This window comes from Arthrobacter sp. zg-Y1219, assembly GCF_030125545.1.
Classification (GTDB): domain Bacteria; phylum Actinomycetota; class Actinomycetes; order Actinomycetales; family Micrococcaceae; genus Arthrobacter_B.
In genome coordinates this window covers 39,779-60,371 of sequence record NZ_JASKLY010000021.1, presented here as the reverse complement: position 1 = coordinate 60,371, position 20,593 = coordinate 39,779, and the positions used below count along the sequence as shown (strand labels likewise).

Sequence of the window (20,593 nt, the reverse complement as noted above, 5' to 3'; positions counted from 1 at the left end):
CGGAACCCCGACGGGCAGGATCCGGGACGAAGAAATCCCGAACGCTGTGCCTCCGGTTGTCGGAATGGCGGTGCGCAACGGCGGCGACTTGGTGGTCGAAACCCTCTCCGCGCTCGGCGCCACCACCGTCTTCGGCATCCCCGGCCAGCATGCGCTGGGACTCTTTGATGCCCTGTCCCGCTCCGACCTGCGATTTGTCTCCTCCCGGGTGGAGAACAACTCGGCGTTCGCCGCTGACGGCTTCTCCCGGGCCACCGGGCAGGTGGGCGTGCTGTTCCTGTCCACCGGCCCCGGCGCCCTGACTGCGCTGGCCGGTTTGCAGGAGGCCTACGCCACCGGCGTGCCGATGGTGGTGGTGGCCAGCCAGATCCCGATCGAGGGCCTCGGAGCCCGGCGCCGCGGCATGCTGCACCAGTTGGACGACCAGAAGGCCTCGGCAGCGAATGTCACCAAGAGCCAGCGGCTGATCCAGCACGCCTCAGGCATTCCCTCGGCCATTCAGGACGCCTGGACCGAGGCCATCTCCTCGCCGATGGGACCGGTGTGGCTGGAAGTTCCCCAGAATGTCCTGCTGAACCCGGTGATGGTGCCGGCGGTCGAGGACGCCCTGGCCGAGCCTTACGACAATCCGCCCCGCACGGAACTGGTCAAGGAGGCCGTGCGTTGGCTCGCCGCCGCACAGCGGCCGGCGATCATTGCCGGTGGCGGCACCCGGCGGGGCGGGGCGGAGGCGGACCTGCTGGCGCTGGCCGAAACGCTGCGGTCACCGGTCATCTGCACTCCCGGCGGCAACGGAGCCTTCCCTTGGAACCATGAGCTGTCCCTGCAGTCCTGGATCGAAGACCGGCACACCACCGAGGTTCTCGAAGATGCCGACGTCCTCGTCGTCGTCGGCTCCTCGCTGGGTGAGGTGACTTCCAACTACTTCACGCTCCAGCCGCGGGGCCGGATTATCCAGATCGATGCCGAGCCGCGGGTGCTGGAGTCCAACCAGCCGGCGCTGGGCATCCGTGCCGACGCCGGCCAGGCGCTCGCGGCCCTCAATGAAGCACTGGGTGAAGCCCTCACGGCTTCGCCCCGGTCGACTCCGGACTGGCATGAACCGGACTGGCACGAACCGGACTGGCACGGGCAGGGTCCGGAGCAGCTGGTGGCGGAAACCCTGGCCAAGGTCGCCGCACGGTTGGACGCCCAGGACCTGGCCATGGAACGCCGGTTCATGGCTGACATCCGGGCCGCGGTTCCGGCCGGTATGCAGACCTTCTGGGACATGACCATCTCCGCGTATTGGGCCTGGAGCTGCTGGGACGCGAAGTCCGGCCAGTTCCATTCCGCCCAGGGCGCCGGCGGGCTGGGCTACGGCTATCCGGGGGCCATTGGCGGTGCGGTGGGTCTGGGGGAGCGGGTGCTGGCCGTCTCCGGCGACGGTTCGGCCATGTACTCCATTGCCGAACTGGCCACCGCCCGGCAGCACAACCTTCCGGTCACCTGGCTGATCGTGGACGACGGCGGTTACGGGATTCTGCGCGAGTACATGGTCGAGGCCTTCGGCAAGGCCACCGCCACGGAACTTGCCGGCCCTGACTTCGTGAAGCTGGCCGAGTCGTTCGGCGTTCCGGCACGCCGGACGGCGCCCGACGGCGTCCGGCAGGCCTTGGAGGAATCGCTCGCCGCCGAGGGGCCCAACGTCGTGGTGGTGGAAGCCACGATCGGCCTGTTTGCGCCGACGCATCTGGGAGTCTAAGGCCCTGGCGGAAAATCGTCCGTTTCGGGCAGCTTCGACCGTTTCTCGGCGCCGCCGTTCCCCCGCACTCCTTGTTTCCGGCCGGCGTTCGCTGGTTCCGAGGTTCCTCCGTACCCTGTGCTCCGGCCGGGGTTCACTGGTCCCGGGATGGTGCGCCTTTGTTTCGGCCGGCGTTGGCGTTCGCTGGTGCCGGGATGGCGCGGCCTTGGCTGATCCTTCGTGCGGACGGCCTGAGCGCGTTGGTCGTGGTTCTGCCGCCATTCCGGGCATTTACTGCCATTTCGGGCATTTACTGCCGGTCCGCAGCGGCAGGAAATGCCCGGAACGGAAGAATCTGCCCGAAACGGACGATTTTCCGGCAGTTGCGAAACCCTAGGAACGACTTCGGGTGCTCCGAGGGGGTGCGCAGAGGAGCCGAGGGGGCGCGCAGCCTCGGTGGAATTCTCTCGGGCAGATCAGGTCGTCCAACCCTCGAAATCAGCCCTTTTGAGCGCATTATCTGCACGAGAGATTTTTCTCCGGGGTCGTTAGGGGCCGTTATCTGCCCGAGAGAATCGTCGAGGGTGCCAGGCATCGCGTTGGAGGCGCGGCTCGCCCACCCACAGAGGCACCCCGGTTCCGGTCGCCTGCAGTCGCTCAGGTTCCGCCCACCCACAGAGGCACCCCGGTTCCGGACGCCCACAGAGGCACCCCAGATCCCACCACGGGCACACTGAATGTGACCCCGGGACGCCTGCAGGCCTCTGGTTTCCCTGGACGATTTGCCCTGGACGATTTCCCTGGGCGGTCAAGTAGTCGAGTAATTGGTTGACTGAGGCAAGCAACAGGTTTATTGTTGCCTAAGGCAAACAACCAATTTCCCCGACAGGTGTTTCGTGGCAGTAGACCAGCAGACCGCTGAAGAATTGATCACCCAGATATTCCGGCTGCAGCGTCAGCTGCGCTGTGTGGCACAACGCAGTACCGATCCCCGCGGGCCGGGAACGGCGCTGCAGGCAGTGATGCGCCTTATCGGCGAACAGCCGGAGATCCGGGCCACGGAACTGGCCGAAAAGCTGGGCATCGGCGCCGCCGGCCTGAGCCGGCACATCTCCGAACTCGTGGAGATGGGATATGTGTGCCGGCGGCCGCATCCTGATGACCGTCGGGCCTACCTCATCAGCCTGACCCCGGTCGGAACCCAAGTCGTTTCGGAAGAAATGCGCCGCCGCTCGGCACTGCTGCAGCAAATGCTTGAGGACTGGACGGATGAGGAAGCCGTCTCCGCCAGCGGTTCCCTCACCAAGCTCACGGAAACACTGCATACATCGATCCGCGCAATGAAGCCGGGTACCCACCAGATGCCTATCCCGGCAGGAGAACAGAACTAAGTGACAGAGTCGCAGAGAACACCCACCGCCACGACCCCTGGCCCGCCCAGCATCCCCGGCCAGCCCAGCGCCCCCGGCCCGAACAGCAAGCCCCGAAGGAACGGCAAGCCGGCCCGCAAACAGCAGGTGCCCGGCAAGATGAGCCACCGGCAGATCCTGCAGGCGCTGACCGGACTGCTGGCCGCGCTTTTCACCGCCATGCTGAGCGCCACCATCGTGGCCAACGCGCTGCCGACCATCATGGCGGACCTGCACGGCACGCAGACAGACTTCGCCTGGGTGGTGACCGCCGCACTGCTGGCCAATGCCGTCTCCACTCCCATCTGGGGCAAGCTCGCTGACCTGTTCAGCAAGAAGCTCCTGGTCCAGCTGAGCATCATCATCTTCGTGATCGGCTCCGTCGTGGCCGGCTTTGCCGACAACATGCCCGTCCTGCTCACTGCGCGGGTGATCCAGGGCATCGGCATGGGTGGCCTGACCGCCCTGGTGCAGGCCGTCATCGGCTCGATCATTCCGCCGCGGGAACGGGGCAGATACTCCGGCTACATGGGTGCGGTCATGGCCGTGGCCACCGCGGGCGGTCCGCTGCTGGGTGGCTTCATCGTGGACAGCCCGCTGGGCTGGCGCTGGACGTTCTTCCTCTGCGTGCCCCTGGCCGTGATCGCCCTGTTCCTGCTGCAGGTCACTCTTCGCCTGCCGCACACCCGGCGCAAGGTCAGCATCGACTGGCTCGGCTCGATCCTGCTCACCGCCGGCGTCTCGCTGCTGCTGATCTGGGTATCGTTCGCCGGCAAGGCCGGCTACTACGAGTGGATGTCCTGGCAGACCGCCGCCATGGTCGGCACCAGCATCATCCTGCTGGCACTGCTGGTGTTCGTGGAATCCAAGGTCCGCGAACCCATCATTCCGCTGAAGATCATCCGCGAACGCACCACCGCCCTGGCCATCGTGGCCTCGGTCTCCGTCGGCATCGCGATGTTCGGCTCCACCACCTTCCTGGGCCAGTATTTCCAGATTGCCCGCGGATTCAGCCCCACGGAGGCCGGCCTGCTGATGCTGCCCATGATTGCGGGCAACCTGATGGGGTCGGTGGGCTCCGGACAGCTCATCAGCCGCTTCGGCAAGTGGAAGCGGTTCCTGATTGCCGGCACCATCATGGTCATGGCCGGCACCGGACTGGCCGGAACCCTGGACCATGAAACGGACATGCTCCTGGTCAGCCTCTACATTTTCGTCCTCGGCCTGGGCATGGGCCTGCTCATGCAGAACCTCGTGCTGGCCGTTCAGAACACGGTCAAGGTCTCGGAAGTGGGCTCGGCGAGTGCCTCCATTGCTTTCTTCCGCACCGTCGGCGGCGCCGTGGGCGTCTCCGTCCTGGGCGCCGTGATGTCCAGTTCGGTCACCAGCCGGGCCGCTGACGGCATGCGTGCCGCCAACATCCCGGTGACCGAGGGCGGAACCGGCGACTCACTCGACATCGCCGGCCTGCCCGACGCCGTCCAAGGCATCTTCCGTGCCGCCTACGGCGACGCCACGGCCACGATCTTCCAGATCGCCGCAGTCATTTCCGTGGTGGCGCTGATCGCCGTGCTCTGCATCAAGGAACAGGTGCTGCGCCGCACGCTGGACATCCAGCCGACCGGAAAGATGCCGGTGGAGCCGGGCCTGGCCGGAGGATCCGAGATGATGCACTCCGGCGCCATGTCGACCGTTCCGGCTGCGGGGACTTCCTCCTCCGGACCCGACGACGACGGCGGGCGGACTTCCGGGATGGCCTCGTCCGGGCGAGGCAAATAAACAGGCGAGGCAAATAACAGCACGATGTTCGAGCCCGGTCCCCGTCAAGGGTGCCGGGCTCGAGCCGTTTACTGCATGGTGAACCGGCGGGCCACCAGGTTGCCGGCGGCGGGCAGCCGGAAGATCCGGGACAACCCGGCATTGCGGACCGCCAGCAGCGGCGGAGCCAACGGGCGGCCCAGCACCATGTTTAACTGGGCCTGCAGCGAGGCGACGACCGCAGCCCGGCGGCGGTTCCGCCCGAAGGCCGCCAGCGCCGCACCGACGTCGTCTCCGCGCAGCGAGGCGGCGATGATCGGGGCGAGGGCGGCGGCATCGAGCCAGCCGAGGTTCATGCCCTGTCCGCCGATCGGGCTGACCTCATGGGCTGCGTCGCCAATGAGCACCGTGCGCCCGCGCACCAGTTCCCGGGCCAGCCCGGTCCGCACCGAAAAGGCGCTGAGCATGGTGTTCGACAGTGGATCGGGACGCACCCCGGTCCGCGCGGCGATCAGGTCCGAGAGGTCCCCGGCCGTGGCTCCGGCCAGCAGCGTGTCGGTATGGGCGACCCAGCGCCGAACGGCACCGGGCAGCGGAAACGACTCCACGATGCCCCCAGATTCCAGATACAGCACACCCACTCCGCCGTCGCCGGTGGTATCGGCGAAGTCGCCCATTAGGTAGGTGTCCGGCAGTTCCCGGGTCCGGCACGGCGTGCCCAGCAGCCGGCGCACGCCGGACCGGGCGCCGTCGGCGGCGACAACGATCCGGGCCGAGACTTGCCACGGCCTCGGATTAGCGCCCGGCCCCGGACCGGCGCCCGGCCCCGGACCGGCGCCCGGCCCCGGACCGGCGCCCGGCCCCGGACCGGCGCCCGGCCCCGGACCGCCCATCCCCGCACCGCCGACGGAGCCGTGCAGGACAACCCGGCGCCCGTCGTCGTGCAGGTTCTCCACTTTCGCCCCGCGCACCAGGGCCTGCGGATCCATCTCCCGCAGCCTTGCCTCCAGAATTGCCTCGGTGCGCAGCTGCGGCAGGGTCAGGACATAGGGGAACCGGGCGGAGGCCGCGGAAAAGTCCAGGGCGGCCACGGAACGTCCGCCGCTTCGGGCCTCGCCCCGGCGGATCTGCACCCCCTCGCCGGTCATCGTTCCGGCCACCCCGGCGGCCGCCAGCGCCTCAAGCGCCGGTGGATGGATGCCAATGGCCCGCGAATGCGCCGACCGGTCGCTGCGCTGCTCCAGCACCTGGACGCTCACTCCGGCTTGGGCCAGCAGCACCGCCAGGAAAACTCCCACCGGTCCGCCGCCCACCACGGCCACTTCGGTAACCGGACGGGGCACGACGACGGCGGCGGACGGCAGCGGCAGCACCGTCACGGCTTGTTCCCGGACGGCATATGCAGCAGCAGGTTCTGCCAGGGCCGGTGCCGCAGGCAGCGCCAGCCGGGAGGCGCCGCGGCCGCCAGTTCGGCCGCCGTGTAGCTGCGCCGGATCGAGGTGAGCCCGTCCTGCCGGATGAAGCTGCCCGGAAGAAAGGGCAGGGTGCCCGCCGAAAACAGGGCATAACCCCACCGGCTGCGTTCGATGTCGCTGTGCAGGCTCAGCCCGGTGCCAAGCGCCTCCGAATCAGCGAGCAGGGCCGGGAACTGCTCGTCGGTGAGGTGATGCAGGACGTGGTTGGAGATCACGACGTCGTAGCTGCGGCCCTCCGCTACGAGTTCGGAGCTGAACGCGCGGCGGAAGCTGAGACCGGGCATCGCCGGCTGCGACGAGGCAAAGGCATGGGCCCGGGAATCGGGATCAATCCCGGTAATTTCCAGCCGCAGGCCGTCGCGGCGGGCCCAGCGGGCAAGCATCCGCGGAACGTCGCCGCCGCCGGAGCCGATGTCCAACAGCGTGTTGGTGCGGCCGGCCGCGAACTGCGGGCGGAGATACCGGACATAGTTGCGCCGCCAGCCGGAAACCACGGAATTGATGAGCCAGAACTGGGCATAGGTCCGCTGCAGCTTCACCGGGTCGCAGTCGGGCCGGTCCATTTCCTCCACGGCGTCCGGGGTGCGTTCCGTCAGGGTTCGCAGACCCGGCGGAGTGAGCCGCCGCGCCAGGGGACCCTGCACCAGAGAGTCCCGGCCCAAGAATCCCGGCGCTGGCGAGCCCTGAGCCGATGAGCCTGGCACCCGCCCCGGGAAGGCGCGGTTCACCCCTCGGCCGGGCCCGCTCATCCCTCCGCCGGGGCCGCTCACACGACCGCCGGGGCCGGCACCGCTGCCGGCTCCGGTGCCGCCGCGGCTGCCTGCACCAGCGTATTTTCCAGTTCTGCGGCGGTTGTCGGCGCGGGGTTTACCGGTCCGCCGATGCGCGTGAAGAGTCCGGTTTCAACAGTCAGCCCGGGGCCAAACGCCATGGAGCAGATGCGTTCGTTGCCGCCGTTGAAAGGCTGGTCCATGATGTGCTTGAGCACGAACATCACCGTCGCACTGGACATGTTGCCCCAGTTGCGCAGGGTCTCGCGGGCGGGAACCAGCTGCGCCTCCGTCAGGTCGAGCTTGGCCTCCACCTTGTCCAAGATGCTGCGGCCACCGGGATGAATGGCCCAGTGCTCAATGTCGCGGTACGCCAATCCGGAAACTGAAGGATCGCGGGACAGCAGGGGCTCCAGGGCACCGACAATGTGGTCGTCGATAATGTGCGGCACATAGGTGCCCAGCACCATCTCGAAACCCTCGTCCCCGATATTCCAGGCCATCGACTCCTCGCCCACCGGAGTCAGGACGGTTTCGAAGTGGTCGAGCTGGATCCCCGGCGCGTTTCCGGGCAGGTCGCGGGCGGTGATGACCGCCGCCGCGGAGCCGTCGGCGAACAGGGAGGAACCCATGATGGTGTCCGGATCATTGGACGTGCGGACGTGCAGGGAGCACAGCTCGGCGGTGACCACCAGAACGACTGCCTCGGGGTCCGCCTCGCAGAAGGACTTCGCTGCCCGCATGGCGGGAAACGCCGCATAGCAGCCCATGAAACCAAGGTGGAAACGCTGCACGGACGGATTCAGGCCCAGCGCGCGGACAACTTTGTAATCCGGCCCGGGGTTGAAGAATCCGGTGCAGGAGACGGTGATGACGTGCGTGATGTCTTCGGGACCGATGCCTTCACAGGCTTCAACGGCCTTGCGGGCCGATTCGATGAAAAGTTTAGTGGCCTCGGCGGCAAAAATATCATTGCGGGTTTTAGTGCTGGGACTGAGCATGTTGCCGGACGCGGAATCAAAGAAAAGCGGATTATCGGACCGGTAGGACAGCGACAGCTCGGCGAGGGCCGTTCGCCGGGTGTCGATGGCAGCGGAATTGAAGCAGGTGGTCACCAGCCTTTGCCCCAGCCGGGTGAGGCCGGGTTGGGCGGCGAACACATCACGGGCTTCGGTCTGTACCAACACAGTGGGCGGGACTGCTAGTTCCAGTGATCTGAGGGTAACCGTCATGCTCCATTCTTAGGGGATTGTTCGGCAGGACACAATGGCGGGGTCTGCTGGAAACTGGGCATTGAGCGGACTCCGGTATGCCGCCATACTCTTATCACCATCAGCTGCCCTGAAAGCCAGGATGCGATGTGCAATGTCAACGGAGACATCGGAGGAGCATCCCATGAGTAGTGAAATTCCCCGGCCAGGCGGAACCCAGGCACACGGCGGCAGGCAGCCGGCGCCCGAGGGGCTGAAGAAGGTCGTCGCGGCTTCCATGGCCGGCACCGTAGTGGAATGGTATGAGTTCTTCCTCTACGCGGCCGCCTCGACACTGGTGTTCGCCAAGCTGTTCTTTCCCAATGCCAACACCGAGCTGGATGGCATCATCGCCGCCTTTGTGACCTACGCCGTAGGCTTCGTGGCCCGGCCCATCGGCGGCATCGTGTTCGGTCATTTCGGCGACAAGCTGGGACGCAAAAAGCTGCTGCAGCTCAGCATCATCCTGGTGGGCGTGTCGACTTTCCTGATGGGCTGCCTGCCCGGATTCAACGAGCTCGGTTACTGGGCTCCCGCACTGCTGGTGCTGCTGCGGTTCATCCAGGGCTTTGCCGTCGGCGGGGAATGGGGCGGCGCCGTCCTGCTGGTGGCAGAGCACAGCCCCAACAAATCACGCGGCTTCTGGTCCAGCTGGCCCCAGTCCGCAGTGCCCATGGGCAACCTGCTCGCTACCGGCGTGCTGTTCGTCCTGTCCTCCACCCTGTCCGAAGCCGCGTTCCTGGGCTGGGGCTGGCGGGTGGCGTTCTGGCTCTCGGCGGTGATCGTGCTGGTCGGGTACTACATCAGGACCAAGGTCAGCGATGCGCCGATCTTCCTCGAAGCGCAGAAGGAAGTGGAGGAGGAGGCCAAGGGCTACGGGGTGGTCGAAGTTTTCAAGCGGTACCCGCGCGGTGTCTTCACCGCCATGGGCCTGCGGTTTGCCGAGAACATTTTGTACTACTTGGTCGTGACGTTCTCCATCACCTACCTCAGGCTCGTCGTCGGGGTGGACACCTCACGGATCCTGCTGCTGCTGCTCGTGGCGCACTTCATCCACTTCTGTGCCGTACCGCTTGTGGGACTGATGTCGGACCGGCTGGGCCGGCGCCCGGTCTACTTTGCCGGCGCGGTGCTGGGTGCCACGTGGGGCTTTTTCGCCTTTCCCATGATGGACACAGCCAATGACCTGGTGATTCTGGCGGCGGTGACGATCGGCCTGCTGTTCCACGCCCTGATGTACGCGGGACAGCCGGCCATCATGGCGGAGATGTTCCCCACCCGCATGCGGTATTCCGGCGTCTCGCTCGGTTATCAGGTGACCTCGATTGTCGCCGGATCCCTGGCGCCGATCATCGCCACCGCGTTGCTGGAGCGGTACGGCTCCTCCACGCCGGTGGCCATCTACCTGCTCTGTGCCTGCGCAGTGACTGCCGTCGCCGTACTCGTGCTCCGCGAAACGAACGGCATTTCGCTGCAGGACGTGGACGCTGCCGACGCGCAGGGGACGGCTGACCTGCTCGCTGCATCCAAGAGCGCCGAAGCCAAGAGCCCCAAAACCAGGAGCACCAAAACCAAGACAGAGTAAAGACAGCGACCGGCCGGTCGCGGCATCCTCGCCGCGACCGGCACGGCGTTTTTCCTGAACGCACTCTTCCCTTGAACGTGCTGCGGCGGAGTGACATTCTGATTGCGACCTGCAGCACGCAGGCGCCGACTAAGCAAGGGAGCTTCGATCATGGCTGCAGTGGGATGGATTGGTCTGGGAAACATGGGCGGCTACATGTCGGCCAACCTGGTCAAGGCTGGACATGCCGTCCGCGGCTACGACGTCAGCCCGGCAGCGGTGGCTGCTGCCCGGGATCACGGTGTGGAGCCCGTGGACAGCATCGCCGATGCCGTGGCCGGTGCCGACGTCGTCTTCACCATGCTGCCCAAGGGCGATCATGCCCGGGCCGTGTATCTGGGGGAGCAGGGGGTCTTGGCGCTCGCTGACACCCGCACGCTGCTGGTGGATTCGTCGACCATCGACATTGAGTCAGCACAGGCGCTGCACGACGCCGCCGCTGCCGCCGGCTTCCGCTTTGTGGATGCGCCGGTCTCGGGCGGCATCAGCGGAGCCGAAGCCGGAACCCTGACCTTCATGGTGGGCGGTGCGGCTGACGCGGTGCAGGACGCAGCCGGGTACATCGAGCCCATGGCGGGCAACATCATCCCCACCGGTGGAGCCACCACCGGCCAAGCCGCGAAGATCTGCAACAACCTGATGCTGTTCATCAACCTTGCCGGCGCCGCCGAGGGCGCGGTCCTCGCCGACCGCCTCGGCCTGGACAAGCAGGTGTTCTGGGACATTGCCTCGGTCTCCTCCGGCGACAGCTGGGCCCTGCGCACCTGGTACCCCATTCCCGGCGTAGTGGCATCCGCCGCCTCCAACAACGACTTCGCCCCCACCTTCACCGCCGAGCTGGCCAACAAGGACATCAACTTGGCAATCGCTGCCGCCCGAGACACCGGAACCCCGCTGGAAATCGGCGAACACGTGCAACAGCTCTTCCAGCGGCTGGTGGATGCCGGCCAGTCCTCCCGGGACTGCTCCATGATCGTCCAGCTGGTGGACGGTACCCTGGCCGCCGGCACGGCACCCGCACCTGACGCGACGGCTACCCGCATCTGACGCCAGGCAAGCCGGTGCCGTCTGGCGCCCGGCCAGTATTTAGCGGGCTCGCTGATCGGACCCGGGATCGGCCCCGGGATCGGACCCGGGATCGGCCCCGGGAGCGACAGGTTTGCCCGGCCGGGCCGAGACGTACCACTGCCGGCACAGCAGGATCACCAGGGCCAGTTCCACCAGGCCGCCGCCGTAATAGAGGACCAAGGCGCCGGCTTCGCCGGCCGCCTGCGGCACGCCGGGCGGCGGATCGGCGTACAGGGACTTGGCCAGGATGTTGTGGGCGGCAGCCGACGCAACGAGTACGGCCGCCCGGAGCCTGATGCCGCCGCGGTGCGGCATCGGGTCACGGCCCACCAGTGCGGCCGTATAGAGGTAGCCGGCCGCGGCCAGATGGAAGGTGACGAGCCAGTGAACGGGCTGCGAATCCTGCATGGCAGCAAAGATGCCGGTGCGGAACATCAGCACCATGCCGCCCACATTGAGGACGGCCGCCGTGACCGGAAAGGTGAGGAACCGCAGCGGACGGCTGCGCAGCAGGCCGGCAAGCCGCCGGGCCGGCACCACATCCAGGGTTCTCAGCGCCAGCGTCACCGGACGGGAGAGCACCAGCAGCAGCGGGCCCAGCATGCCGGCCAAGAGGTGCGCTCCGGCCAGGACCGCAAAATCCTCGTGGCTCCGGGTCGCCAGCGGATCAAGCACGGTGGCCAAAACCGCGCCGACGCCGGCCGTGAACAGGAGTGCCCGGTGCAGCGGCCATCCCCGTGACCTGGCGGAAAGCGCTCCGGCCCAGTAGGCAGCGGCCGCCGCGACGGCTGGAATCAGGAACAGCAGTTCGGTGCTGAAGCCGCCGTGCCCGTGGCCCCTGCATGGTCAGACCCCGGCCGGTGCCACAGCGTGTCGGGTCCGGTAGAGCAGGACCGCCCCGATCAGGATCATCAGTGCGGCACTGGCATTCCAGAGCACGTCATAGGGCAGCAGGGGAACGTCGTAGCGGATCTGGTGCAGGCCCATGAGCTTGTGCTGGATGGTTCCGTCGTACAACTGGAATGCTCCGGCGCCCAGCAGGACGGCCCCCGTCCAGCGGGCGGGCAGCAGAATGGCCCCGCGGCGGAGATCGGCAAAGAGGAAGAGCCCGGCCACCACTGCAAACCAGCCGAAGGCGTGGAACAGGCCGTCGGAGAAGAGCCCGACGGCGGTGGTGGACTTGTCGTAGAAGTGGTGCCACTGCAGCAGCTGATGAAAGATGACCTCATCCACGAAGGCGGCAATTCCGATGCCCACCAAGACTCCGGACAGGACATTGCGGCGGCGCGGACGGACAGGGGCTCTGCTGGACGTGCTCATACAGCGAATTTAGCAGTTTCGCCGCGGCCGGTGCCCGGTGCCCGGCTGGCGCGGCAGGCGGTGGTGGACCACGATGGGCCCATGTGGATGGGAGTTCTTGAATTCGACCTGCTGCTGGGAGACGTGCACTCGCTCAAGGGAAAACGCTCAGTCATTCGTCCGATTATGGCCGAGGTGCGGCGCAAGTACGACGTGTCAGTGGCGGAAACCGGACAGCTGGACCTGCACCGGCGGGCCGGGATCGGCATCGGCCTGGTCTCGTCCTCCGCTGCGCACATCACTGAGGTGCTGGACGCCGTCGAACGGCTGGTGGCCTCCCGTCCGGACACGGAGCTGCTCAGCGCCCGCCGCCGGGTGTTCAACACCGACGACGAGTAGGCGTCAGCCACTGCCGCAGGTCAGGGGCGGGCGGATACTGCGCCGGTTCCCACCCTGGCTGCACCCTGCCGGATGCCAAGAAGCAGGCAGCCGACGGCCACGCCCCAGAGCGTCAGCGAATCAAAGGCAAGCCGTTCCGCGGTACCGAGGCCCAGTCCCGGCATCTGCCCGCCGCCGAGGCCGTTGATGAAGACCACGAACCCCGCGATCGACACCAATGTGCCGAGGACGGTGGCGACGGCGATTCTCCGGTACCGGGCCTCGCCGCGGACGGCGAAAACAAGAACGATCATTCCGGCCCACTGGAACAAGGCCTGCAGCAGGGCGGCGACGTCATGTTCCTCGGGCTGCAGATTCCAGGGGAGCAGGCCGACACCTGCCACCAGCACTCCGCCGGCCGCCAGGAGGCCCATTGCCCAATGTCCCTGCCGGCGCTTGGGCCAAGCGGACCAGAGGAGGAGGGATCCGGCGGTAATGAGCAGCCCGTTGGCAACCGTGGACGCGTTCGCCAGCAGATGCCACGGCGAGCAGATCATCCGCTCGACGTCGGTACCGGGATCGAAGATTCCGCAGGAGGTAACCCCGAGGTCGCTGATGAGGTTCGAGGACCAGGAGTACGCCTGCGGCCATTGGAGGGCCGCGATGATCTGTGCCGGAAACGTCAGGGCGCACAGAATCCAGCACAGGGCACCCCACCTGATTTTTGTCATGCGCCGAGCCTACAAGTGCGGCGCGCATCGCCCGGAAGTGTGTCGGTAGGAAGCGTGTCAGCCGGAGCCGGTGGCGGCTCCACGAGGGAGGGCGCCGCATCCGGTCAACACTCGGGTGCCGGCGAACACAGAATTCTAGAACTGTGTTTCATGTCATATTCGCGCTAGGGTGCACAAACGGCAAGAAAGAACTGCGGCTGCCGGTCCAAGGCAGGCCGCGCACCATATTGAGCACAATGAGGAGATTTCAATGGCGAAACCCGTACCGGCCCGGCGGCACACTGCCCAGGACACCACCGTCGACCTGCTGGTCATCGGCTCGGGAACCGGCATGGCCGCGGCCATCGCCGCCGCGGAGCTGGGGTCCTCCGTCCTGATCGTGGAAAAGACCGGATTCGTCGGCGGCTCGACCGCACGGTCCGGCGGCGCTTTCTGGATTCCGAACAATCCCGTCCTGCAGGAATCAGGCGCCGTTGACACCCCCGAGCGGGCGACTGCGTATGTCGACGCCGTTGTGGGCGGAACCTCATCGCGGGAGCGGTGGCAGACCTTCCTGGACAACGGAACCGCCACCCTGGAAATGTTGCGCCGGGCCACCCCCATGACCTTCCTCTGGGACAAGGAATACTCCGACTACCATCCGGAGGAATCCGGCGGATCGGCGATGGGCCGCAGCTGTGAGTGCCGCCCCTTTGATGCCAACACCCTCGGCGAGGAGCGGGCGCGGCTGCGCGGCGGAACCATGGAATCCTCCCTACCCATGCCCATCACGGGCAAGGACTACCGGTGGCTGAACCTGATGTCCAAGGTGCCGCTCAAGGGGCTGCCCACCGCCGTCACCCGCCTCGTGCAGGGCTACGCGGGCCGCGCCCGCGGCCGGGACTACGTGGCCGGAGGCCAGGCGCTCGCTGCCGGTTTGTTCGCCGGGGTGCTGCGCGCGGGCGTTCCGGTGTGGACCGAAACCTCGCTGGTGCGGCTGACGACCGAGGACGGCCGGGTGACCGGCGCCGTCCTGCAGCAGGACGGCCGGGAGGTCACGGTCCACGCCCGGCAGGGTGTGGTGCTGGCAGCCGGCGGGTTCGACCACGACATGGCGATGCGTCATCAGCACCAGTCTCCGGCCTTGGAGGCCTGGAGCTTTGGTGCCGAAGGAAACACCGGCGACGCGATCAAGGCAGCCGTGGACATTGGCGCCGGCACTGACCTGATGGACCAGTCCTGGTGGTTCCCCGCCGTCGCGCCGGTGCCGGGCGGGAAACCCTCGGTCATGCTGGCGGAGCGTTCGCTGCCGGGATCCTTTATTGTCGACGGCGGCGGGGAGCGGTTTGTCAACGAGGCCCAGGACTACATGTCCTTCGGCCAGCGGGTCCTCAAGCGCGAGCGCGAGGGCAATCCGGTCGGCGCCATGTGGATGGTGTTCGACCAGGAATACCGCAACAGCTACATCCTGGCCGGGGGCCTGTTTCCGCGGATGCCGCTGCCGGAGAAGTGGTACGAGGCAGGAATCGCCGCAAAGGCGGACAGCCTGGGCGAACTGGCGCGGAGCATCGGCGTGCCGGAAGAAACCTTCACCGCCACTGCGGCGCGCTTCAACGAACTGGCAGGCGCCGGTGTCGATGAGGACTTCCACCGCGGCTCGAGTGCCTACGACCGGTACTACGGGGACCCCACGGTGAAGCCCAACCCGAATCTGCGGCCGCTCGGCGGCAAGACGTTCTACGCCATCAAGGTTGTCCTCAGCGACCTGGGCACGTGCGGCGGCGTCACCGCCGATGCGCGGGGGCGTGTGCTGGCTGAGGACGGATCGGCCATCGACGGCCTCTACGCCATCGGCAACACGGCAGCCAACGTGTTCGGGAAGAGTTATCCCGGTGCCGGCGCCACTATTGGCCAGGGCTTGGTCTACGGCTACGTCGTTGCGCACGACGCCGCGGAGCAGGCGAAGTCCCGCCCGGCGGCAACCGGGGCGGATGCCTCAGCCGCTCCGGATTCCGGCCAGGAGCCTGCCGGAGTCTCCTAGCCCTCGAACCGCCTGCCTCGGCCATGGCCCGGGCAGGCGGTAGCCGGGTACGTCCAGTCGCGTTCCGGAGCCGTGCTTGGAACTACGGTGTGCGGTCCGGGGCCGGCTGGTGTTCGCGCGCTCGGCGGAGTCCCTGCAGAATCAGCAGGGCCGCAGCCGACGCGACCCCGGTCTGCAGCATCGTCGGGGCGGCGTATCCGATGTTCCGCAGTTGAACCGTCAACGGGGGCATGTCGGGCGGGATCTGCTGCCCGGTTTCAGGGTCGACGGAGTAGGAATAGCCAAAAGTTGTTACGCTCTCAAAGGCGCCACCGATCCACAGGAACCCGATGCCGATCAGAATGCCCGTGAGGATCCACGCCGCCTGAAAGGGTCTGGAACGGCGCGGCGGCCGGATTTCGATGCCCGCCGCGCCGTCGTCGGCCTCCGGGGCGAACCGCTCCTTCTCCCCGCCGGGCGGGCCGCCAACCTCGCGGATCCGCACACTGTCATTCCAGCCCTGCCTCGGGTCCGGTGTTGCGCTGTTGTCCATGTCGGCACCCTAGCCCGGGGCGGGGCCTCCCCGCCGCTGTGACGCACCGGAGTGCCAGGTACTCAGCCGGAATCCCTTGCGCTTAGCAGGTACCCCTTGCCCTCCCTCTCGATTATCGATAACTTTTTTCTGTTGCTCAATCGGATCTGTTGCTCAATCGGAGGAGACCGTCATGAGTGAGCTGCTGTCATGGGAAAGCTAACCATCCTCACACTGCGCCTGGTGCTGGCGGCCGTGCTGGCCGGCACCCTGTTTGTGCAGGCCTTCATGGTGCCGCTGCTCGCCATTGACCTGGCAGAAGCGGGCCCCGGCGCCGATGCCGTGCGGATTCCGGTAATTGTTCTGGTCGTCCTGGGCATCATTGCCGTGCAGGTGGTTCTGGTTTGCGTCTGGCGCCTGCTGACCATGGCGCGCCGGGGCACGGTGTTCTCATCAGCGGCCTTCCGTTACGTCGACGTCGTGATCGGCGCGGTTACTGCCGGCGCGCTGCTTCTGTTCGCGCTGGGTATCGTCCTGGCGCCGGGCGAAGAGGTGGCTCCGGGCATTGTCCTGCTGATCGGAGGCGCGGGTCTGGCCGTTGCCGGGGTGGCCCTGATCGTCCTGGTGCTGCGGGCCCTGCTCGCCCAGGCGGTGGCCATCAATGCCGAGGCAACCCAGCTGCGCACCGAACTGGACGAGGTGATCTGATGCCGATCATCGTGGACATCGACGTCATGGTCGCCAAACGCAAGATGCCGGTCGGCGTGCTGGCGGACCGGATCGGCATCACCCCTGCCAACCTGGCGGTCCTGAAGAACGGTCGCGCGAAAGCCGTGCGCTTCACCACGCTCGCGGCGCTGTGCGAAGTGCTCCAGTGCCAGCCCGGTGACCTGCTGCGCTGGGAGCCCGACGAGGGGGAGGACCCCGCGGGCGACGGCGGCGGCGGTGACCTGCGCGGCACGCACCAGCGGGCAATAGTTGACCGAACCCGCAGCAGGTAAGGAACAATTGGCCGGGTGAGTCTTTCCCCGGTACAGCCCAAAGAATCCAAGTCCACCAGCCAGGCCATCGAGCGGGTCTGTGCGCAGATCGCCGCGGAGCTCGGCGTGGCCGCCTGGCAGGTGCGTGCCGCCGTCGACCTGCTGGACAGCGGATCCACGGTGCCCTTCATCGCCCGCTACCGCAAGGAAGCCACCGGCACCCTGGACGATACGCAGCTGCGTGAACTCGATGAGCGGCTGCGGTACCTGCGGGAGCTCGAGGAGCGCCGGGTGGCGGTCCGGGAAGCCATCGACAGCCAGGGCAAACTGACGCCGCAGCTCGATGCTGCTATCAGCGCGGCGGACACCAAGTCCCGGCTCGAGGACATTTACCTGCCGTACAAGACCAAACGGCGCACCAAGGCCCAGATTGCGCGCGAGGCAGGTTTGGAACCGCTCGCCGAGGCCCTGCTGGCCAATCCTCTGCTCAGCCCGGACCGCGCCGCCGCCGGCTACGTGAACGACGCCGTTCCGGACGCCGCTGAGGCGCTCGCCGGAGCGCGGGCAATCCTGGTGGAACGGGCTGGCCAGGACGCTGACCTGCTCACCGAGCAGCGCGAACGGCTGTGGAAGCAGGGCCGGATGCGCTCTCAGGTCAAGGCCGGCAAAGAGGCCGAAGGCCAGAAGTTCGCCGACTATTTCGACTTCGCCCAGTCGCCCTCGGGCATGCCGTCGCACCGGGTGCTGGCGCTGCTGCGCGGTGAGAAGGAAGGCATCCTGGATCTGGGCCTCGCAGAAGCCGATCCCGCCGACACCGCGGCGCTGGCCGCGGCCCGGCTCAAGTATGAGCGGGCGGTGGCAGCCAGCCTGGGCATCGCAGACCGCGGCCGGCCCGCGGACGCCTGGCTGCTGCAGACCGCGCAGCTGGCATGGCGGCGGATCCTGGCCAAGCTCTCCATCGACCTCCGGGTGCGGCTGTTCACCGAGGCCGAAGCCGAGGCGGTCCGCGTCTTCGCGGCAAACCTGCGCGATGTGTTGCTGGCCGCTCCAGCCGGCAACCGTGCAACGCTGGGCCTGGACCCCGGCCTGCGCACCGGCGTCAAGGTAGCAGTGGTGGACGGCACCGGACAGGCAGTGGCCACCGACACCATCTATCCGCACGCCCCGGCCCGCAAATGGGATGAAGCGCTGGCCCGGTTGGCGGCCCTGGTGCAGCAGCACCGGGTGGAGCTGATCGCCATCGGCAACGGCACCGCGTCCCGCGAAACCGACAAACTGGCCACCGAGCTGATGCGCCTGCTGCCGGCGGCCGGGCTGCAGAAGCTGGTGGTCTCCGAAGCTGGGGCGTCGGTCTACTCAGCGTCCGCCCTGGCTTCGGCCGAACTGCCGGGCATGGACGTCTCGCTGCGTGGCGCCGTCTCCATCGCCCGCCGGCTGCAGGACCCGCTGGCTGAACTGGTAAAGATCGATCCGAAGTCGATCGGCGTCGGCCAGTACCAGCACGACGTCGGCACGGCGAAACTGGAGCGGTCCCTGAACGCGGTGATTGAGGACTGCGTCAACGCCGTGGGCGTGGACGTCAACACAGCCTCACCGGCGCTGCTGACCCGGGTGGCCGGCGTCGGCCCGCTGCTGAGCGAGAACATCGTGGCGTACCGCAACGAAAATGGTCCCTTTGCCCGCCGGGCCGACCTGAAAAAGGTGCCCCGGCTGGGTGCCAAGGCCTTTGAACAGTGCGCCGGTTTCCTGCGGGTGACAGCCGGATCCGAACCGTTGGATGCCTCGAGCGTGCATCCGGAGTCCTACGGCATCGCCCGCCGCATCCTCGCTGCGACCGGAGCCCGGATGAGTCCCGCCGGTGCGGCGCTGGAGAACCTGGATCCGTCGGCGTTCGTGGATGACTCCGCGGGGCTGCCGACCATCCTGGACATCGTGGCGGAGCTGCGCAAACCGGGCCGGGATCCCCGTCCCGCCTTCCGCACGGCGACCTTTTCCGAAGGGGTGGAAAAAATCACCGATCTCCGTGCGGGAATGGTCCTGGACGGGGTGGTCACCAATGTGGCCGCGTTCGGCGCCTTCGTGGACGTCGGGGTGCACCAGGACGGACTGGTGCACATCTCCGCCATGTCCAACACCTTCATCTCCGACCCGCGCGACGTGGTGAAGTCCGGGCAGGTGGTCAAGGTCAAGGTGCTGGAGGCGGATCCGGAGCGCAAGCGCATCTCCCTGACACTGCGTCTGGACGACGACGCCGCTGCCGCCGCTCCGCGGCCTGCCCGGAACCAGGGACGAAGCGGCGGGAAGCCCGCTGCTGCGAACGGTGGCGGGAAGCCCGCTGCTGCAGGAGCCCGCGGAAACGACGCCGGAGCGAACACCGGCAAGGGCACGGCTCCCCAGCGCAGCAACAAGGCGGGCACCTCGGTCCCGGGCACCAGCCGCCGTCGTCCGCCGGCAGCTCCGGCCGCGCAGGGGCCGATGGCCGAAGCGCTGCGCCGGGCGGGCCTGGCCTAACCCGTTCAGCGGGCCTCAGCCCTCATCAGCCGCCCTCAGTCGCCCTCAGCCGCCCTCAGCCGCCCTCAGCCGTCGGATGACTCCGGCTGATCCAGGGCGTCCTCGGGCGCCGAAGCGCCGTCGTCGTCGGAACCGGAGTCGTTCATACCGGAGTCGTTCGAACCGGAATTGTCGGAACCGGAATGGCCGGCCGGAACAGTCCCGCCGGGGGAGGTGCCCTGGGCTTCACGGATGTTGCCGGCACTGTGTGCGGACTGGCCGGGCCGGCGCGGATCGCCGGTGGGCTCGGGCTGGGGCGCGCTGGGGCCCAGGGGATCGTCCTCGTTGTTGGCGGGGCCGGTGGGTTCAGTGGTCACGGGATGCCTTTCTGCGGTGGATCAATCCTCAAAAGCCTAACGGCTGGCCAACTTTCCCAGCAGGGAATTATCCAAGGTGTCGAGCAGCTCGCGGGGGTCCGTCCGGATCTCCTCGGCACCTGCCTCGCGCAGTTCAGCCTCACTGGTGCCGCCGCAGAGCAGGCCAATCGTGGGGATGCCCAAGTCGGCGGCCGCTTTCACGTCCCACACCGAGTCGCCCACAAACACGGTGTCTTCTGCCTTGAGCCCTGCGGAATCGAGCGCTGCCGAAAGGATGTCGGGGCTTGGCTTTGATGCCTCCGCGTCCGCTGAGCTGGTGGCGGCGCTGATGGCCGAGTCGGCATCGATGACTCCGCGCAGCACCTCCAGCTCCGCACCGGAGGCGGAGGAAGCGAGCACCACTGTCAGGTCCTTGCCTGCACAGGCCAGCAGGAGGTCGCGGGCGCCGTCAAAGGAACGCAGGGAAGGCCACCACGTGGAAAAGATGGCCCCATGGGCGGCATCGAGCATTTCGTCCTGGTCCTGATCCCGGCCGTCACCGAGCAGATGTTCCACCAGCTTGTCTCCGCCCATACCGATGGCCCGGTGCACCGCGGACATGGGGACATCATGGTCCATTCGGCGAAAGGCCTGCCACCAGGCAACGGCATGCAGATAGTTTGAATCCACCAGGGTTCCGTCGACGTCGAAAAGTACTCCGCGTTTCGCGCTGCTGCTGCCCATGTGTTTC

19 protein-coding genes are annotated in these 20,593 nt (G+C 67.3%); 10 read left to right on the top strand and 9 right to left on the bottom strand.

Translation table 11 applies throughout. The annotated features are described in order from the left end of the window. The first annotated feature begins 64 nt into the window (after positions 1–64). The 3 genes from QNO00_RS16150 to QNO00_RS16140 all read left to right on the top strand — a co-directional run bounded on the left by QNO00_RS16150 (position 65) and on the right by QNO00_RS16140 (position 4,911). Entirely contained in the window at positions 65–1,744 is a 1,680-nt protein-coding gene (locus tag QNO00_RS16150) for a thiamine pyrophosphate-binding protein (protein ID WP_284025277.1), read from the top strand. A gap of 875 nt (positions 1,745–2,619) precedes the next feature. Beyond that, entirely contained in the window at positions 2,620–3,114 is a 495-nt protein-coding gene (locus QNO00_RS16145; protein ID WP_229968151.1) for a MarR family winged helix-turn-helix transcriptional regulator, read from the top strand. Continuing rightward, on the top strand, positions 3,115–4,911 hold the full coding sequence (locus QNO00_RS16140) for an MDR family MFS transporter (RefSeq protein ID WP_349643498.1): 1,797 nt from the start codon (positions 3,115–3,117) through the stop codon (positions 4,909–4,911). Between the two features lie 68 nt (positions 4,912–4,979). On the opposite strand, the gene QNO00_RS16135 is transcribed toward QNO00_RS16140, so the two are convergent. The 3 genes from QNO00_RS16135 to QNO00_RS16125 form a co-directional block, all read right to left on the bottom strand. Beyond that, entirely contained in the window at positions 4,980–6,269 is a 1,290-nt protein-coding gene (locus QNO00_RS16135; RefSeq protein ID WP_284025249.1) for an FAD-dependent oxidoreductase, read from the bottom strand. Further along, positions 6,266–7,009, bottom strand: coding sequence for a class I SAM-dependent methyltransferase (locus tag QNO00_RS16130; protein WP_502863483.1), 744 nt, complete (start codon positions 7,007–7,009; stop codon positions 6,266–6,268). The genes QNO00_RS16135 and QNO00_RS16130 overlap by 4 nt, the downstream gene beginning before the upstream one ends. A gap of 122 nt (positions 7,010–7,131) precedes the next feature. Beyond that, a complete protein-coding gene (locus QNO00_RS16125) occupies positions 7,132–8,367 on the bottom strand; it encodes a type III polyketide synthase (protein WP_284025248.1) in 1,236 nt (411 codons plus the stop codon). Positions 8,368–8,530: 163 nt separating this feature from the next. Between QNO00_RS16125 and QNO00_RS16120 the strand changes: the two genes are divergently transcribed. Further along, the gene (locus QNO00_RS16120) at positions 8,531–9,970 is read left to right on the top strand and encodes an MFS transporter (protein WP_284025247.1); all 1,440 of its coding nucleotides are present in this window, start codon (positions 8,531–8,533) and stop codon (positions 9,968–9,970) included. 150 nt (positions 9,971–10,120) lie between these two features. Beyond that, the gene (mmsB, locus tag QNO00_RS16115) at positions 10,121–11,056 is read left to right on the top strand and encodes a 3-hydroxyisobutyrate dehydrogenase (protein WP_284025246.1); all 936 of its coding nucleotides are present in this window, start codon (positions 10,121–10,123) and stop codon (positions 11,054–11,056) included. Between the two features lie 39 nt (positions 11,057–11,095). Here the strand turns inward: mmsB and QNO00_RS16110 are convergent, their stop codons facing one another. Together QNO00_RS16110 and QNO00_RS16105 are read right to left on the bottom strand one after the other, a co-directional pair. After that, entirely contained in the window at positions 11,096–11,872 is a 777-nt protein-coding gene (locus QNO00_RS16110) for a cytochrome c oxidase assembly protein (RefSeq protein ID WP_284025275.1), read from the bottom strand. 51 nt (positions 11,873–11,923) lie between these two features. Continuing rightward, positions 11,924–12,397, bottom strand: a complete 474-nt coding sequence (locus QNO00_RS16105) for a DUF2243 domain-containing protein (protein ID WP_284025245.1) — start codon at positions 12,395–12,397, stop codon at positions 11,924–11,926. Between the two features lie 81 nt (positions 12,398–12,478). Here QNO00_RS16105 and QNO00_RS16100 point away from each other — a divergent pair, with 81 nt between their 5' ends. After that, positions 12,479–12,775, top strand: coding sequence for a DUF503 domain-containing protein (locus QNO00_RS16100; RefSeq protein ID WP_284025244.1), 297 nt, complete (start codon positions 12,479–12,481; stop codon positions 12,773–12,775). Positions 12,776–12,795: 20 nt separating this feature from the next. On the opposite strand, the gene QNO00_RS16095 is transcribed toward QNO00_RS16100, so the two are convergent. Then, entirely contained in the window at positions 12,796–13,485 is a 690-nt protein-coding gene (locus tag QNO00_RS16095) for a DUF998 domain-containing protein (protein ID WP_284025243.1), read from the bottom strand. A gap of 250 nt (positions 13,486–13,735) precedes the next feature. On the opposite strand from QNO00_RS16095, the gene QNO00_RS16090 reads away from it, so the two are divergent. Next, positions 13,736–15,505: a 3-ketosteroid-delta-1-dehydrogenase gene (locus tag QNO00_RS16090; RefSeq protein WP_284025242.1), complete on the top strand. Its 1,770-nt coding sequence runs from the start codon at positions 13,736–13,738 to the stop codon at positions 15,503–15,505. Between the two features lie 82 nt (positions 15,506–15,587). On the opposite strand, the gene QNO00_RS16085 is transcribed toward QNO00_RS16090, so the two are convergent. Continuing rightward, entirely contained in the window at positions 15,588–16,037 is a 450-nt protein-coding gene (locus tag QNO00_RS16085; RefSeq protein WP_284025241.1) for a hypothetical protein, read from the bottom strand. Between the two features lie 189 nt (positions 16,038–16,226). Between QNO00_RS16085 and QNO00_RS16080 the strand changes: the two genes are divergently transcribed. Genes QNO00_RS16080 through QNO00_RS16070 form a run of 3 tightly spaced genes read left to right on the top strand, consistent with a single transcriptional unit; the run spans position 16,227 to position 19,507 of the window. After that, positions 16,227–16,724 carry a DUF2975 domain-containing protein gene (locus QNO00_RS16080; protein WP_284025240.1) on the top strand — a complete coding sequence of 166 codons (498 nt, stop codon included), beginning with the start codon at positions 16,227–16,229 and terminating at the stop codon, positions 16,722–16,724. Further along, positions 16,724–17,017 carry a helix-turn-helix domain-containing protein gene (locus QNO00_RS16075; RefSeq protein ID WP_229968177.1) on the top strand — a complete coding sequence of 98 codons (294 nt, stop codon included), beginning with the start codon at positions 16,724–16,726 and terminating at the stop codon, positions 17,015–17,017. The genes QNO00_RS16080 and QNO00_RS16075 overlap by 1 nt, the downstream gene beginning before the upstream one ends. Before the next feature lie 15 nt (positions 17,018–17,032). Then, the gene (locus tag QNO00_RS16070; protein ID WP_502863479.1) at positions 17,033–19,507 is read left to right on the top strand and encodes a Tex family protein; all 2,475 of its coding nucleotides are present in this window, start codon (positions 17,033–17,035) and stop codon (positions 19,505–19,507) included. Positions 19,508–19,572: 65 nt separating this feature from the next. On the opposite strand, the gene QNO00_RS16065 is transcribed toward QNO00_RS16070, so the two are convergent. Beyond that, entirely contained in the window at positions 19,573–19,863 is a 291-nt protein-coding gene (locus QNO00_RS16065; RefSeq protein ID WP_229968179.1) for a hypothetical protein, read from the bottom strand. 36 nt (positions 19,864–19,899) lie between these two features. Then, positions 19,900–20,586 (bottom strand): HAD family hydrolase, encoded by a 687-nt coding sequence (locus tag QNO00_RS16060; RefSeq protein ID WP_229968181.1) that lies wholly within the window; start codon positions 20,584–20,586, stop codon positions 19,900–19,902. Positions 20,587–20,593: the final 7 nt, after the last annotated feature.